The following is a 15,902-nucleotide window of genomic DNA, read 5'->3' as shown; positions in this document are numbered from 1 at the left end:
CAATGCGCCTGCCCCCACCCGGTTGACAACTTGGGGGTAACCCTTAGTTGTCGAAAACCTGATTCTGTTTTGTTGACAATATTGAAGGCGTAACCAAATAATTGTCAACAATTTTCGGATCACCGCTTGCTGACAGCCGGGATTTCCGGCGCCACAGATGGTGGTCCCGCAGGGGGCGCAGCCCGCTGTTTCCGTCCTACCGCTTGGTGCCAAGATGTCCAAGAGCCTGAAGCTGATTGCCGGCGTTGCCGACGCCGCCCTGACCGAACAGAAATCCGAGAAGCCCGCACGCAAGGGCTCGGTCGAGGAGCGCATGTACCACGAGATCTATGACGCGATCATGGAACACCGGCTGCCGCCGCGCACCAAGCTGACCGAGCATTCGCTTTGCGAAATCTATGCCACGGCACGGCACACGGTACGCAAGGTGCTGTCGCACCTGGCCACCGACGGCATGGTGGACCTGGAGCCCAACCGCGGCGCCTTTATCGCCAGCCCCTCCACCGACGAGGCGCACGACATGTTCGAGCTGCGCCAGATGATGGAACGCGCCGTGCTCGACAAGCTCGCCGCCATGCCCGACGTGAAGACCGTGATCGCTCCGCTGCGCAAGATGGTGGCCAGCGAGCGCCAGGCCTTCCTCACGCACGACCGCCCTACGTGGATCCGCCTGTCGGCCGAGTTCCACACCGCGCTGGCCGAGCTGTCCGGCAACGCGCTGCTGGTCAACATGATGCGCCGGCTGGTGTCGCGCACCACGCTGATGATCGCCAGCGTGGAAGCACCCGGCAACAACGCGTGCTCGTTCGACGAGCACGAGGAAATCCTCGACGCACTGGAACAGGGCGATGCCGCGCTGGCCCAGTCGCGCATGGCGCACCACCTTGGCGCCTGCGCCGACCGCGTACAGCCCGATGATCCGGGCGCCTTCGATCTTCGCAGCGTGCTGGGCCGCTCCACCTAGCACGGTGTTCCCGCCGGCGTCATACCGAACGAGGCCTGGCTGCGCCATCCATGACAGCGTCCCGAAGGACGCGGCGGCGGCGCTGTCCCAAAAGGAGGCCACGGGCGCCCGGTGTTCCCATCAAACCAAAGGAGAGGAGACGCACCAATGACTTCCGCAAGCACCACGGTCCCCACGGACCTGACCAACGAGCGTTTGCCCTCCGGGCGCCTGCTCGCGCTCGGGCTGCAGCACGTGCTGGTGATGTATGCCGGCACCGTCGCCGTCCCCCTGATCGTCGGTGGCGCCCTCAAGCTGCCCAAGGACCAGCTGGCTTTCCTGATCAATGCCGACCTGTTCGCCGCCGGCCTGGCCACGCTGATCCAGGCGTTCGGCTTCTGGAAGTTCGGCATCCGCATGCCCGTGATGATGGGCGTGACCTTTGCCTCGGTGGCGCCGATGATCGCCATCGGCACCGATCCCAACGTCGGCCTGCTCGGCATCTACGGCGCGGTGATCGCCTCGGGGGTGTTCGGCATCTTGATTGCGCCGATGATGGGCCGCATGCTCGGCCTGTTCCCGCCGGTGGTGACCGGCACGGTGATCACGCTGATCGGCGTGTCGCTGATGCGCGTAGGCATCAATTGGGCCGCCGGCGGCCAGCCCACCACGCGCGCCGTGATCGACGGCGTGGTCAAGGAAGTTCCCAACCTGGCCTATGGCGACCTGACCAGCCTCGGCATTGCCGGGCTCACGCTGGTGATCATCCTGCTGCTGACCAAGTTCGGCCGTGGCCTGGTGGCGAACTGCGCGGTGCTGCTCGGCATCATCGCCGGCACGGTGGTGGCCATGGGCATGGGCAAGGTCTCGTTCGAGGGCCTGGATGAAGCCAGCTTCGTCGCCGTCATCACGCCGCTGCACTTCGGCATCCCGACCTTCGAACTGAGCGCGATCCTGTCGATGTGCATCGTCATGCTGATCACGCTGGTGGAATCGACCGGCATGTTCCTGGCGCTGTCGGACATCACCGGCAGGAAGCTCAGCAACGACGACCTGACCCGCGGCCTGCGCGCCGATGGCCTGGGCACGGTGATTGGCGGCGTCTTCAACACCTTCCCGTACACCTCGTTCTCGCAGAACGTCGGCCTGGTGACCGTGACCGGCGTGCGCTCGCGCTACGTGGCGGCGGCCGGCGGCATCATCCTGATCGCCTTCGGCCTGTTCCCGAAGATGGCCCACGTGGTGGCATCGGTGCCGCAGTTCGTGCTCGGTGGCGCCGGCATCGTGATGTTCGGCATGGTGGCCGCCACCGGCATCCGCATCCTGGGCAGCTGCGATTTCAACCGCAACCGCCACAACCTGTTCATCGTCGCCATCGCGATCGGCTTCGGCATGATCCCGACGCTGGCGCCGACGTTCTTCCAGTACCTGCCGAAGTGGACGGTGCCGTTCACCCACAGCGGGATCGTGCTCGGCACCATCGTGGCCGTGGCGCTGAACCTCTTCTACAACGGCATCCAGTCGCGCGAAGAAGCCATGCGCAACGCCGCCGCGAACTCGCACGGCACGGAGTAATCGCAGTAACCGGGACCGCAGTCCCAGGCCGCTCCACCGCAAAGGGGAGCGGCCGGTTCCCTGAAGCAAATACGACCCATGACAAAGCAGAACTATCCACGCGATCTCATCGGCTACGGCGCCCAGCCGCCGCACGCCCGCTGGCCCGGCGGCGCGCGCGTCGCCCTGCAGTTCGTCCTCAACTACGAAGAGGGCGGCGAGAACTGCGTCCTGCACGGCGATGCCGCGTCCGAACAGTTCCTCTCCGAAATCGTCGGCGCCGCGGCCTACCCCGACCGCCACATGAGCATGGAGGGGATCTACGAATACGGCTCGCGCGCGGGCGCCTGGCGCATCCTGCGCGAGTTCGAGCGCCGCGGCCTGCCGCTGACCATCTTCGGCGTGTCGATGGCGCTGCAGCGCCACCCGGAACTCACGCGCGCGTTTGTCGAGCTGGGCCACGAGATCGCCTGCCATGGCTGGCGCTGGATCCACTACCAGAACATCGACGAAGCCACCGAGCGCGAGCACATGCGCATCGGCATGGAGATCATCAAGGAGCTCACGGGCTCACTGCCGCTCGGCTGGTACACCGGCCGCGACAGCCCCAATACGCGCCGCCTGGTGGTGGAGCACGGTGGCCTGCTTTACGACTCGGACTACTACGGCGACGACCTCCCCTTCTGGACCGAAGTGGAAGTCACCGGCGGCCAGACCAAGCCCCACCTGGTGGTGCCGTACACGCTCGACTCCAACGACATGCGCTTCGCCACGCCGCAGGGCTTCAACACAGGCGAGCAGTTCTTCCAGTACCTCAAGGATTCATTCGACGTGCTGTACGACGAAGGCGACCCCGGCGGCCTGGACCAGCCCAAGATGCTGTCGATCGGCATGCATTGCCGCCTGCTCGGCCGACCGGGCCGCTTCCGCGCGCTGCAGCGCTTCCTCGACTATGTGCAGGGCCACGACAAGGTGTGGATCTGCCGGCGTGTCGATATCGCCCGCCACTGGGTCGAGACCCACCCCTACACTCCTCGCGACAAAGCATGAGCCAGACCTACACCATTGCCCAACTCAACGCCATGCCCACCGCCGAATTCGTGACGGTGCTGGGCGGCCTGTATGAACACTCGCCGTGGTTCGCCGAAACCGCCGCGGCGCAGCGCCCGTTCGCGAACGTGGCGGAACTCGCCGGCGCGCTGCGCAAGGCCGTGGACAAAGCCGGCACCGACGCGCAGGTCAGGCTGGTGCGTGCCCACCCTGAGCTGGCCGGCAAGGCCGCGGTGCGCGGCGAACTGACCGCCGAGTCCACGCGCGAGCAGAGCGGCGCGGGCCTGAACCTGTGCACGCCCGAAGAGTTCGAGCGCCTGCAGTCGCTCAATGCGAACTACAACCAGAAGTTCGGCTTCCCGTTCATCCTGGCCGTGCGCGGCTATGACCGCGCCGGCATCATCAACGAGTTTGCCCGCCGCATCGACAACACGCCCGAGGTGGAGTTGCAAACTTGCATCAACCAGATCCATCGCATTGCGCAGTTCCGCCTTGACGACTTAGTATCCGGCTGAACAAAAAAAGCGCCACCTGTATAACAAAAACGCTGTACCCGATGCCGCCGGCACCCCGGCCCGCGATCTCGATGGATGCGGGCCCGTCAACCGAGCCCAGACCAGGCGGCACGAACAGAAGCGTAAAGACCAGAACAAGAACCCGACAGGGACCCAGTACACAACGTTCCAAGCAGGATCAAACCACGGAGGTCTTTAACATGCAGAAGCAGTACAAGCCGGCAATGAAGCTGGCGGCGGTAGCGGCTACCCTTCTTTCCGGCGCGGCCATGGCCCAGTCCAGCGTGACGCTGTACGGCCAGGCCGACATGTTTGTTGGCGGCGTCAAGAGCCCGGGCGTCGGCGAGCGCGCCTGGGTCGCCAACTCGGGCGGGATGCAGACGTCCTACTGGGGCATCAAGGGCACCGAAGACCTGGGCGGCGGCACCAAGGCCATTTTCGACCTGAACGGCTTCTTCCGCACCGACAGCGGCAGCATGGGCCGCTTCAACGGCGACTCGATGTTCAGCCGCAATGCCTTCGTCGGCCTGCAGAACGACACGGCCGGCACTGTCAAGCTGGGCCGCAACACCACGCCGTACTTCGTCTCGACCATCCTGTTCAACCCGCTGGTCGACTCGTACGTGTTCTCGCCGGCAATCTTCCATACCTACTTCGGCGCCGCCAGCGGCAATGTGGTCGACCCCGGCATCATCGGCGATTCGGGCTGGAACAACTCTGTGCTGTACTCCACGCCGAACTTCGGCGGCCTGACCGCCAACTTCATCTACGCCTTCGGCGAGCAGCCGGGCGCGGCCGGCAAGAACAAGTGGGGCGGCAACGTGATGTACTTCAACGGTCCGTTCGCCGCCACCGTTGCCTACCAGCAGGTCCGCTTCGACAACGTGCCGACCGACCTGGCCAACGCCGGCCTGTCGCGCCAGGATGCCGCCCTGCTGGGCCTGTCCTATGACTTCAATGTGGTCAAGCTGTTTGCCCAGGGCCAGTACATCAAGACCCGCGCCACCACGGCGCCGTCCGGCGCCATCAAGCACGTCAACGGCCAGTTCGGCGCGTCGGTGCCCATCGGCGCCGGCAGCCTGCTGGCTTCGTACGCTTACGACAAGACCGACAACTCGCTGGGCGATTTCAAGCGCAACACCTTTGCGCTGGCCTACGACTACAACCTGTCCAAGCGCACCGACGTGTACGCCGCGTACTACTACGACAAGATCACCGGCATCGAGCACGGCGACACCTTCGGCGTGGGCGTGCGCCACAAGTTCTGACGCACGACGGACGTCACCTAGTACGTCCCCTATAGCAGCCCTGAGCCCGCCACCCGGCGGGCTTTTTTGTTGCCGCGCCGGCATCACATCCGGCATGGACAAAGCGCGACCATGTTGCGGCGCCGCATAATCTGCCAAGTGCTCGCGGATCGTCAGTCATCGTTTCATAGGCGGATTCAATTGGAAGCTGGCCGCCACGGTGCCTAGATTGGTTGTCCGGACTATGACAACCACAGCGAGACAGGTGACTCATGCGGCGAAATGCGAAGACCCGTTCCGAACTGATGACCATCCTGAACCAGTGCCTGGATAACAACCCCGAATGCGGCGAATGTGAGCTTCACGCGGTGCGAATGCACCAGCCGGACCATACCGGCTGCAACTGGAGCGCCGAAGTGAATTTCCCGCAGGAGTATGTCGAGAACCTGGACACTCAGCTTGCGGCCGCCAGGTCGATCATCGTGGTCATGCGCGAGCAGTACAACGTGCTGCAATAGCAACCAGGCGCGGCGCACCTTTGACGCGCCACAGCAAAAGAAAGGCCGGGTCGATGACCCGGCCTTTTTCATGCCCGCAAGGGCAGTGTGACGACCGCGCTTAGCGCAGGGCGCTGGCGTTGGCCTCGGCCACCGCGACGGCGGTCATGTTGACGATGCGGCGCGTGGTCGCCTGCGGGTTCAGGATGTGCACGGGTTTGGCCGCGCCCAGCAGGATCGGGCCCACCGTGACGCCCTGCCCGCCCGTCATCTTGAGCAGGTTGAACGCGATATTGGCCGCGTCCAGCGTCGGCATCACCAGCAGGTTGGCGCTGCCGGCCAGCTTCGTCGACGGCAGGAAGTGGCGGCGCACATCTTCGTCCAGCGCCGCGTCGCCCTGCATCTCGCCTTCGACGTCCAGTTCCGGGGCCACGCGGGCCAGGATCTCGGCCGCTTCGCGCATCTTGCGCGCGGACGGACGCGTCGACGAACCGAACATCGAGTGCGACATCAGCGCCACCTTCGGGTGCAGGCCGAAGCGGCGGATTTCTTCCGCCGCCAGTTGCGTGATCGCGGCCAGTTCTTCGGCGGTCGGGTCGTCATTGACGAAGGCGTCGGTGATGAACAGCGTGTGCTTCTCGAGCATCAGCGCGTTCAGCGCGGCAAACACCTTGGCGCCGGGCGCCAGGCCGATCACGTCGCGCACGTGTTCCAGGTGCGCCTCGAAACGGCCCACGGTGCCGCACAGCAGTGCATCGGCATCGCCCATGTGCACGAGCATCGTGCCGATCAGCGTGTTGGAGCGGCGCAGCGCCACCTTTGCCATGTCGGGCGTGACGCCGTCGCGGCCGCGCAGGGCGTGGTACGCCTCGTGGTAGGCGCGGTAGCGCGGATCGTCTTCCGGATTGATCAGCTCGAAATCGACACCGGCGCGCAGGCGCAGGCCGGCCTTCTCGATACGCATCTGGATCACGTGCGGACGGCCGATCAGGATCGGGCGCGCCAGGCCTTCGTCGACCACGCCCTGCACCGCGCGCAGCACGCGCTCTTCCTCGCCCTCGGCGTAGGCGACGCGCTTGGGCGATGCCTTGGCGGCCGAGAACACCGGCTTCATGATCATGCCGGTGTGGTACACGTAGGTCGACAGCTGCTGGCGATACGCGTCCAGGTCCTGGATCGGACGCGTGGCCACGCCGGACTCCTCGGCGGCCTTGGCCACGGCCGGCGCGATCTTCTCGATCAGGCGCTGGTCGAACGGCGTCGGGATGATGTAGTCGGGGCCGAACTTCAGTTCACGGCCGCCGTAGGCAGCGGCGACGGCGTCGTTGAGTTCCGCTTCGGCCAGCTCGGCGATCGCCTTCACGCAGGCCAGCTTCATCGCTTCCGTGATCTTGGTCGCGCCGCAGTCGAGCGCGCCGCGGAAGATGTACGGGAAGCACAGCACGTTGTTGACCTGGTTCGGGTAGTCCGAACGGCCCGTGGCGATGATGCAGTCCGGGCGCGCGGCCTTGGCCACTTCCGGGCGGATTTCCGGCTCGGGGTTGGCCAGCGCCAGAATGATCGGCTTGTCGGCCATGGTCTTGACCATCTCGGCGGTCAGCACGCCGGCGGTGGAGCAGCCCAGGAACACGTCCGCGTCCTTGACGATGTCGGCCAGCGTGCGGGCCGAGGTGTCCTGCGCGTAGCGGGCCTTGTTGGCTTCCATGTTGGCGTCGCGGCCGACATAGATCACGCCCTTCGAGTCCACCACCGAAATGTTCTCGCGCTTCACGCCCAGGCTCACCATGGTGTCCAGGCAGGCGATGGCCGCGGCGCCGGCGCCCGACACGGCCAGCTTCACCTTGGCGACGTCCTTGCCGACCACCTTCAGGCCATTGAGCAGCGCCGCGGTCGAGATGATGGCCGTGCCGTGCTGGTCATCATGGAAGACGGGAATGTTCATGCGCTCGCGCAGCTTCTGCTCGATATAGAAGCATTCCGGCGCCTTGATGTCTTCGAGGTTCACGCCGCCCAGCGTGGGTTCCAGCGCGGCGACGATCTCGACGATCTTGTCCGGGTCGCGCGCGTCGAGCTCGATGTCGAACACGTCGATGCCGGCGAACTTCTTGAACAGGCAGCCCTTGCCCTCCATGACCGGCTTGCCGGCCAGCGGACCGATGTCGCCCAGGCCCAGCACGGCCGTACCGTTGGTGACCACGGCCACCAGGTTGGCGCGCGAGGTGTACTCGGCAGCGGTCGACGGATCCTTGGCAATTTCCTCGCAGGCATAGGCCACGCCCGGCGAATACGCCAGCGACAGGTCGCGCTGGTTGGACAGCGCCTTGGTGGCGGTTACCTGGATCTTGCCCCTGGTCGGGCTGCGGTGGTATTCCAGCGCAGCCAGGCGCAATTGCGCTTCAGGACTGTTCGGGGCATGTTGCGGTGCGTCACCGCTGGTCTTGCTGCTCATTGGCTCGTCCGGAAAATGGCCCGGCACCAGCGCCCGCGCGCATCCCGCCATGAACGCAGCGGGCACGATGGCCGGCAGCGAGGGGCAGCATCCTGACGGGTTCCGGCGATGTGGGGCCAGAAAATCGAGCAGCTATTCTAGCCCACGGTTGCGGCGCCGAACCCACCCGTTTCGACCGTTCGGTCGCGTTTTCGGCCGAATATCGCAGCAAAACTGCTTTTACCAACGCGTATGCAATGGCACGCCAATGTATATGCTTCGCCGACGCTACTTCGGGGCCGGTTTTGCATCCGCCGGGGCCGCCGCGGTCGTGCCCTCATCGACCGGCAAGGTCACGCGTCGGGGCCGGCCGCTCTCGGCGGGAAACTCGGTGAAGGCACTGCGGATCAGGTACGGCATCATCGCCGCCGGGTTGCCGTTCTCGGTCTGGTTCTGGGCGCTCACCTGGTAGACACGCCGGCCGGTCGCGGCATCCTTGAAATAGACGTTCAGGCTGGCGAAGGTCACCGGCACGTCGCGGACGACGGTCTGGGGCGGCGGCCAATAGCCGGGCCAGCCCCACGGGCCCCAAGGGCGGGAGAAACCGTAGGGGCCCCAGTACGGCCCCCACGGGCCATACCATGGGTCGGGGTAGACCGTCTCGGCCACCCGAACCATGCCTGGCGCCGCGTTGTACTCCATGCTGACCCGGTAGCGCGCCTGCTTCTCGGGCACCTGCTCGAAGCCGACCCCGGCCAGCGCGCCGGCCAGCCACTGCTCATAGGTCTGGCGCTCGAGCTGGGCCGCCTGCTCGGGCGTGTGCTCGAAGCTGTAGGTGCGCGGCGCATCGTTCTGCCAGCCCGGCTGCCGGAAAGCCGTGACATCGGTCACCACCGTGCTCGCGCACCCCGTCAGCAGCACGGCGCCGGCCAGCGCCAGCCACGCGGCCAGCCTGCGCCACCTCCCGTTCGCGTCAATGCGGTGACCGCCCGTGCCACGGCCTGCCTGTTGCCACATGTCGATGCCTCTCTTGTTGTTGACGTGTCTCTGAGACCACGCCGATGTGCCGGAATTCCGCCAAGCCGTGCGGTCTACCCCTTGGCTACAATGATTACTTCAACGCCGTGCTCCACCCCGCGGGCCGGCACGCCCCGCTTTCACGGTCTTCCGAAGACAGGATTCCCCATGCCGCGCACCGATACGCCCGTTACCGTCTATCGCAAGGACTATACCCCGCCCGCCTTCACCATCGACCACGTCGAACTGGTGCTGGACCTGGACCCGCAACGCACCGTCGTGACCAGCACGCTGCGCTTCGCGCGCCATGCGGCCGCGGCTGCCGACGCGCCGCTGGTGCTGGCCGGCGAAGATCTCGAACTGATCGGCGTGAGCGTGGATGGCAAACCCGTGGCCAACGCCTCCCAGCAGGCGGGCACGCTGACCTTGCCCGGCCTGCCCGCGCAGGGCACGCTGGAAATCACCGCGGCCTGCCAGCCGGCGGCCAATACCTCGCTGTCGGGGCTCTATGTCTCGAACGGCAACTTCTTCACGCAGTGCGAGGCCGAGGGCTTCCGCCGTATCACGTATTTCCTGGACCGCCCCGACGTGATGGCCACCTACCGCGTGACGCTGCGCGCCGACCGCGCGGCCTGCCCGGTGCTGCTGTCCAACGGCAACCTTGTCAGCGAAAGTGAACTGCCGGACGGCCGCCACGAGGCCGTGTGGGAAGACCCGTTCCGCAAGCCGTCGTACCTGTTCGCGCTGGTGGCGGGCAAGCTCGAATGCATCGAGGAACGCATCCAGTCCGCCTCCGGCAAGGACAAGCTGCTGCAGGTCTGGGTCGAGGCGCGCGACCTCGACAAGACCCGCCACGCCATGGATTCGCTGATCCATGCGATCCGCTGGGACGAGCGGCGCTTCGGGCTGGAACTCGACCTGGACCGCTTCATGATCGTCGCCGTCGGCGACTTCAACATGGGCGCGATGGAGAACAAGGGCCTGAACATCTTCAACACGAAGTACGTGCTGGCCAATGCGCAGACCGCCACCGATGTCGACTTCGCCAATATCGAAGCCGTGGTCGGCCATGAGTACTTCCACAACTGGACCGGCAACCGCGTCACCTGCCGCGACTGGTTCCAGCTCTCGCTCAAGGAAGGCCTGACCGTGTTCCGCGACCAGGAATTCTCGGCCGACATGATGGGCTCGGAATCGGGCCGCGCGGTCAAGCGCATTGAAGACGTGCGCGTGCTGCGCCAGGTGCAGTTCCCCGAAGACGCCGGACCCATGGCGCACCCGGTGCGCCCGGACAGCTATGAGGAAATCAACAACTTCTACACCGTCACGGTGTACGAAAAAGGCGCCGAAGTCGTGCGCATGTACCAGACCCTGCTGGGCCGCGAAGGCTTCCGCAAGGGCATGGACCTGTATTTCCGGCGCCACGACGGCCAGGCCGTCGCCTGCGATGATTTCCGTGCCGCGATGGCGGATGCCAACGGGCGCGACCTCGCGCAGTTCGGCCTCTGGTACAGCCAGGCCGGCACGCCGGTGGTCACCGTGCGCACGGCGTGGAACGCCGGCGACGGCAGCCTGACGCTGACCTTGTCGCAACGCTGCCCGAAGGTCGGCATCGAAACGCGCGCCGGCTCGCCCGAGAAGCAGCCCTTCCATATTCCGTTCGCGATCGGCCTGCTCGGTGCCGATGGGCACGACCTGCCGCTGCAGCTCGAAGGCGAGGCCGCGGCCGCAGGCACCACGCGCGTGCTGGATTTCACGCAGGCCGAACAGACCTTCCGCTTCATCAACCTGCCGCAGGGCGCCGCGGCACCGCTGCCCTCCCTGCTGCGCAACTTCTCGGCGCCGGTGATCGTCGATGCCGAGTACTCCGATGCCCAGCTCACGTTCCTGCTGGCCCATGACAGCGACGCATTCAACCGCTGGGAAGCCGGCCAGCGCCTGGCCACGCGCGCGCTGCTGCAGCTCGTGGCCGACGTGCAGGCCGGCCGCGACCTGAAACTCGACCCCGCGCTGATCAGTGCCATGCGCACCGTGCTCAATGACGACCGCCTGAGCCCCGCGTTCCGCGAGCAGGCACTGGTGCTGCCGGCCGAGGCTTACCTGGCCGAGCGCATGGGCGTGGCCGATCCGGCCGCGATCCACCAGGCGCGCCAGTTCATGCGCGCGGGCCTGGCCCATGCGCTGCAGGCCGACTGGCTCGCGGCCTACGAATCCAACGCCACGCCCGGCGCCTACAGCCCGGACCCCGACTCGGCCTCGCGCCGCGCGCTGCGCAACCTTGCGCTGGGCTACCTGGTCGAGAGCGGCAGCGACGCGATGCTGCAGCTTGCCGGCGAGCAGTACCTGAAAGCCGACAACATGACTGACCGCTTTGCCGCACTGGCGGCGCTGGTCAACAGCTTCGCCCCGGGCCGCGAGGCCGCGCTGGCCGACTTCTACGAGCGCTTCGAGGACGATGCGCTGGTCATCGACAAGTGGTTCTCGCTGCAGGGCATGCAGCGCGGCGAGGTCGGCCCGCACGCCGGCAAGCGCACCATCGACACGGTGCGTGCGCTGATGGAACACCCGGCCTTCAACCTGCGCAACCCGAACCGCGCCCGCTCGCTGATCTTCAGCTTCTGCTCGGGCAACCCCGCGCAGTTCCACGCGGCGGACGGCTCCGGCTACCGCTTCTGGGCCGACCAGGTGCTGGCGCTCGATACGATCAACCCGCAGGTCGCGGCGCGCCTGGCGCGCGTCATGGACCGCTGGCAGAAGTACGAGCCGGCCTTGCGCGAGCGCATGCGCGCAGAGCTGGAACGCGTGTCGGCATCGGCGTCGCTGTCGCGCGACGTGCGCGAGATCGTCGGCAAATCGCTGGCCGCCTGATGCCCGGGGGGCCGGTCCCGGCGCGGCGCCGGCCCTCGCGGCACATGTAGAATTGCGGCCATCCAAGGAGAACCATCATGACCCGCATCAGCCTGACCCGATACCTGGTCGAAGAGCAGCGCAAGCACAACACGATCCAGCCCGAACTGCGGCTGCTGATCGAAGTGGTGGCGCGCGCCTGCAAGGCCATTTCCAACTCCGTCAACAAGGGCGCGCTGGCCGGCGTGCTCGGCTCGGCCGGCACCGGCAACGTGCAGGGCGAAACCCAGCAGAAGCTGGACGTGATCGCCAATGAAGTGCTGCTCGACGCCAACGAATGGGGCGGCCACCTCGCCGCCATGGCATCGGAAGAAATGGAATCGTTCTACGAGATTCCCAATCGCTATCCGAAGGGCGAATACCTGCTGATGTTCGACCCGCTCGACGGTTCGTCCAACATCGACGTCAACGTGTCGATCGGCACCATCTTCTCCGTGCTGCACATGCCCAAGCCGGGCCAGACCGTGACCGAGGCCGACTTCCTGCAGCCCGGCACCCACCAGGTCGCCGCCGGCTACGCCGTGTACGGCCCGCAGACCACGCTGGTGCTGACCGTCGGCAACGGCGTGCACGTATTCACGCTGGACCGCGAAGCCGGCAGCTTCATCCTGACGCAGTCCGATGTGCAGATTCCCGAAGACACCAAGGAATTCGCCATCAACATGTCCAACATGCGCCACTGGGCCCCGCCGGTGCGCAAGTACATCGACGAATGCCTGGCCGGCGACGAAGGCCCGCGCGGCAAGAATTTCAACATGCGCTGGATCGCCTCCATGGTCGCCGACGTGCACCGTATCCTCACGCGCGGCGGCGTCTTCATGTACCCGTGGGACAAGCGCGAGCCCCAGAAGGCCGGCAAGCTGCGCCTGATGTATGAAGCCAATCCGATGGCGATGCTGGTCGAGCAGGCCGGCGGCGCCGCCACCAACGGCGAGATCCGCATTCTGGACGTGCAGCCCGAAAAACTGCACCAGCGCGTGTCGGTGATCCTCGGGTCGAAGAACGAAGTGGAGCGCGTCACGCGCTACCACCACGAAGCGGCGGCCCAGCAGCAAGGCTGACGCGAGGGCATCACCCCGCTCCCTGACAGGGCGCCTGCGGACGCCCTGCTTGCTTTCCCGCTGCCGGCGTCGCCCCGCCCGATCATGGATGACGGGCCCGACACAAAAAATATTTGCAGTGAGGTAAGAGCGCTGCTATTATTGCGGGCTGTTCCAGTTCACCTGGACGTGTTGCCGAAGTAGCTCAGTCGGTAGAGCAGCTCATTCGTAATGAGAAGGTCGGGGGTTCGATTCCTCTCTTCGGCACCATAAGAATCAAGGGGTTACGGGCGATTCGATAGAAATGCTCGACAGCAACCCGAAGCCGTGGACACCTGGTGGACAAAATCTGCCGAAATCCCGCAAGAAAGGCCGCCCAATGAGGCGGCTTTTTGCATTTCTGGCGTTGCGCATCGGACGATGGCGCGGTCGCCTTGGCGCGCCAGAGCGGCGAATCGGCGCCAGGGTAAACGAACGCTGGCCGGTCGCTGTCAGGTAGCGACCCGGCGGGATCGCGGCTTGTGGGGCCGCTATTCGGGTCGGCCGGCTTTCGGCGTCGGCGGCGCCGCGCGCGCTATGATTGCCGCATCTTTTCCGACCGCTTCCCGCAATGCCCGACACATACCGATCCGCGTTTGCCCGTTACGGCAGGACCGATCTTCCGCCCTGCGAACACGAAGTCGGGGGCCTCATCGGCACCGATCCGAAGACCGGCACGCGGGTCTTCGTCCTGGCGGCCTTCGAAACGCAGTTCGCGCCGGATTCCGGCTTCCGGGTCGTCGACGACGACTTGCGCAAGTGGGGCACCTGGGAAAAGTCCGAACAGGGCCAGCAATTCGCCTACGACTTGACGGTCGCGCGCGACGAAGGCTTGCCGGTGCATGTCTTCCTCGCGCTGAAGGTCGGACCACGCCGCCACACGTTTGAACTGTTGCGAGACGGCGCTCGCATTCTGGTCGGCAAGGTCACGCACTGGGACGGCCAGCGATACAGGATCGAACTCGAATGACTGGCCGAGATGAACGACTGCGAGAGTTGGCGCGCGGGTATTGGTTCGGACTATGGCTTTGCATGTCAGCAGACAACCTTCCACCGTTGAATGGCATCCCGCCGCGCGACGCCAAGTACGAACGCTTGCAACAAGACATATTCAGCAACTTCCTGAAAACGGCCCAATCCGAAGGGTTCAGCTATGGCGAATTTCTGGACGCATGCAGAGAAAATCGGCCAACGTGACCAGTTGGCACGGTAGATTGGTTTACACAGTTTATGAAAGCATCCCCTACAGAAACCTTAATCGTCTGATATGGAAGACCTTATCGCGTGGTATCAATCCGCACCGAAGGAAATAATCGCCCTGGCCGGAACAATCCTTGGGGCGCTCATTACCGGCCTTGTCACATTCACAAATTCGTTGCTTACAGCATGGAATGCCCACCGATTGCAAGGCCAGCAACATCAGCATGATGAACGGAAGCAACGCCAGGACCACGAGCACGACGAAAGGAAGCGCACGGGTCAGATCGCATATGAATCTCAGCGGGACAAAGATGCGCGGCTGATGCAACTTCGCCGTGAAGTTTTTTTTCCGGCTCTAGAATCGGTCGCTCAATCGCTCTACATAATCGGATCGGCCGTTGATATCAATAGACCAGACTCGGAAATCGGCCAAGCCGCTGCCGCTGTGTCTACGAAAATGGCTGGTGTTCAACTAGTAGGTTCCGACGAGACGACGCGGGCATGCCTTACATTCGGAACGGCCTTCGGGTTATTCCTGCATGAAGTTACCATGCTACGAACCCTTACGATGCGTTTTCGCGCCGCCGTGTCAGACCCACAAGCCATGCAGCAGCACAACGCGGAATACCTAAACGCAGTACAGGGTCTAATGCAAAGGAACCTACCAAAGCTACAGGATGCGCAAGCTACTGCATTGATCGCCATGCGGACTGAACTCGGATTGGCGACGGACGTAGTCGCCTATCGGGACTTGCAAAGTTCCCAAAGATCGGAATTGTTCGAGTCTTTTGAGCGAATCAAGCGTGTTGCGGTAGGCCCATAAGTAAGAAAACCCCGGCGCCGAAGCGAAACGCCGGGGATCAATGCCGGTGGACTAAGCCGGCCGCCTTCACTATCGCTCGATCACTATAGGCGCATTACTTCGCCTTTGCAGTCATGCGACCGGCGCAGGGAACGTCCCCTTGCGCATCGCGTTCAGGTCTTGCACCAGCGTTCCGACGCGTTCTTCGATCAGGATCGTGACAAGGTTCTTCGTGAAGTTGTCGGCGTCCTCTCGCGAAATTTCGACCGACGCTTGCATGCGGTCCAGCAGCGCAACGAAGCCGCCGTCCAGCACGACGAACGATCCCGCCGGCATGCTTGCCAGCGACGCGACGCGAAGATTCCAGACGATTTCGGCCGTTTGACCGGCCGGCGCCCCTGGCATCAGGTAGTCGCCCACGTCGTCCTTCGCGCCCCGAATCGCGCGCCAGTCGGCCGTGTTCAGCAGCACGACGGACGGCGTAAATCCCGCGTCTTCCAGTTCGCCAGCGACCGCCAGGACGGCATCGATCGGCGTCGTCCCGACGGGTAGCGGCGCGCGTCAATGTAGATGTCGCCTCATTCATGCAGCCAAACGCTGGTTTTCGGCGCCTGGCTTGATACCGGAGGGCACGGCAATCTCGCGCTCCGGATTGAGCGTGAC

14 protein-coding genes and 1 tRNA gene are annotated in these 15,902 nt (G+C 64.9%); 12 read left to right on the top strand and 3 right to left on the bottom strand.

What is annotated here, in order from left to right:
• Positions 1-214 precede the first annotated feature (214 nt).
• The 6 genes from KHO22_RS13610 to KHO22_RS13585 all read left to right on the top strand — a co-directional run bounded on the left by KHO22_RS13610 (position 215) and on the right by KHO22_RS13585 (position 5,827).
• Positions 215-964 (top strand): GntR family transcriptional regulator, encoded by a 750-nt coding sequence (locus tag KHO22_RS13610; RefSeq protein ID WP_211947678.1) that lies wholly within the window; start codon positions 215-217, stop codon positions 962-964.
• Positions 965-1,111: 147 nt separating this feature from the next.
• Positions 1,112-2,518 (top strand): nucleobase:cation symporter-2 family protein, encoded by a 1,407-nt coding sequence (locus KHO22_RS13605; RefSeq protein WP_211947677.1) that lies wholly within the window; start codon positions 1,112-1,114, stop codon positions 2,516-2,518.
• A gap of 78 nt (positions 2,519-2,596) precedes the next feature.
• Complete coding sequence (puuE, locus tag KHO22_RS13600; protein ID WP_211947676.1) at positions 2,597-3,547, top strand: allantoinase PuuE; 951 nt, start codon at positions 2,597-2,599, stop codon at positions 3,545-3,547.
• Positions 3,544-4,062 carry a 2-oxo-4-hydroxy-4-carboxy-5-ureidoimidazoline decarboxylase gene (gene uraD / locus KHO22_RS13595; RefSeq protein ID WP_211947675.1) on the top strand — a complete coding sequence of 173 codons (519 nt, stop codon included), beginning with the start codon at positions 3,544-3,546 and terminating at the stop codon, positions 4,060-4,062. Before puuE ends, uraD begins: the two co-directional genes overlap by 4 nt.
• A 200-nt stretch (positions 4,063-4,262) precedes the next feature.
• On the top strand, positions 4,263-5,330 hold the full coding sequence (locus tag KHO22_RS13590) for a porin (RefSeq protein ID WP_211947674.1): 1,068 nt from the start codon (positions 4,263-4,265) through the stop codon (positions 5,328-5,330).
• 251 nt (positions 5,331-5,581) lie between these two features.
• A complete protein-coding gene (locus tag KHO22_RS13585; protein WP_211947673.1) occupies positions 5,582-5,827 on the top strand; it encodes a hypothetical protein in 246 nt (81 codons plus the stop codon).
• Between the two features lie 100 nt (positions 5,828-5,927).
• Here the strand turns inward: KHO22_RS13585 and KHO22_RS13580 are convergent, their stop codons facing one another.
• Complete coding sequence (locus KHO22_RS13580; RefSeq protein ID WP_211947672.1) at positions 5,928-8,255, bottom strand: NADP-dependent malic enzyme; 2,328 nt, start codon at positions 8,253-8,255, stop codon at positions 5,928-5,930.
• Between the two features lie 267 nt (positions 8,256-8,522).
• Positions 8,523-9,251, bottom strand: a complete 729-nt coding sequence (locus tag KHO22_RS13575) for a DUF4136 domain-containing protein (protein ID WP_420839601.1) — start codon at positions 9,249-9,251, stop codon at positions 8,523-8,525.
• 168 nt (positions 9,252-9,419) lie between these two features.
• On the opposite strand from KHO22_RS13575, the gene pepN reads away from it, so the two are divergent.
• The 6 genes from pepN to KHO22_RS13545 all read left to right on the top strand — a co-directional run bounded on the left by pepN (position 9,420) and on the right by KHO22_RS13545 (position 15,260).
• Positions 9,420-12,119, top strand: coding sequence for an aminopeptidase N (gene pepN, locus KHO22_RS13570; protein ID WP_211947671.1), 2,700 nt, complete (start codon positions 9,420-9,422; stop codon positions 12,117-12,119).
• Between the two features lie 77 nt (positions 12,120-12,196).
• The gene (locus KHO22_RS13565) at positions 12,197-13,219 is read left to right on the top strand and encodes a class 1 fructose-bisphosphatase (protein ID WP_211947670.1); all 1,023 of its coding nucleotides are present in this window, start codon (positions 12,197-12,199) and stop codon (positions 13,217-13,219) included.
• Between the two features lie 173 nt (positions 13,220-13,392).
• A tRNA-Thr gene (locus KHO22_RS13560) sits at positions 13,393-13,468 on the top strand.
• Positions 13,469-13,808: 340 nt separating this feature from the next.
• Positions 13,809-14,207: a hypothetical protein gene (locus KHO22_RS13555; protein WP_211947669.1), complete on the top strand. Its 399-nt coding sequence runs from the start codon at positions 13,809-13,811 to the stop codon at positions 14,205-14,207.
• A gap of 62 nt (positions 14,208-14,269) precedes the next feature.
• Positions 14,270-14,434 carry a hypothetical protein gene (locus KHO22_RS13550; protein ID WP_211947668.1) on the top strand — a complete coding sequence of 55 codons (165 nt, stop codon included), beginning with the start codon at positions 14,270-14,272 and terminating at the stop codon, positions 14,432-14,434.
• Positions 14,435-14,504: 70 nt separating this feature from the next.
• Positions 14,505-15,260: a hypothetical protein gene (locus KHO22_RS13545; RefSeq protein ID WP_211947667.1), complete on the top strand. Its 756-nt coding sequence runs from the start codon at positions 14,505-14,507 to the stop codon at positions 15,258-15,260.
• 111 nt (positions 15,261-15,371) lie between these two features.
• On the opposite strand, the gene KHO22_RS13540 is transcribed toward KHO22_RS13545, so the two are convergent.
• On the bottom strand, positions 15,372-15,770 hold the full coding sequence (locus KHO22_RS13540) for a phage major capsid protein (protein WP_211947902.1): 399 nt from the start codon (positions 15,768-15,770) through the stop codon (positions 15,372-15,374).
• Positions 15,771-15,902: the final 132 nt, after the last annotated feature.

It is taken from the genome of Cupriavidus yeoncheonensis (genome assembly GCF_905397275.1).
Taxonomy (GTDB): Bacteria; Pseudomonadota; Gammaproteobacteria; order Burkholderiales; family Burkholderiaceae; genus Cupriavidus; species Cupriavidus yeoncheonensis.
This window is presented reverse-complemented; position numbering and strand designations above follow the sequence as displayed.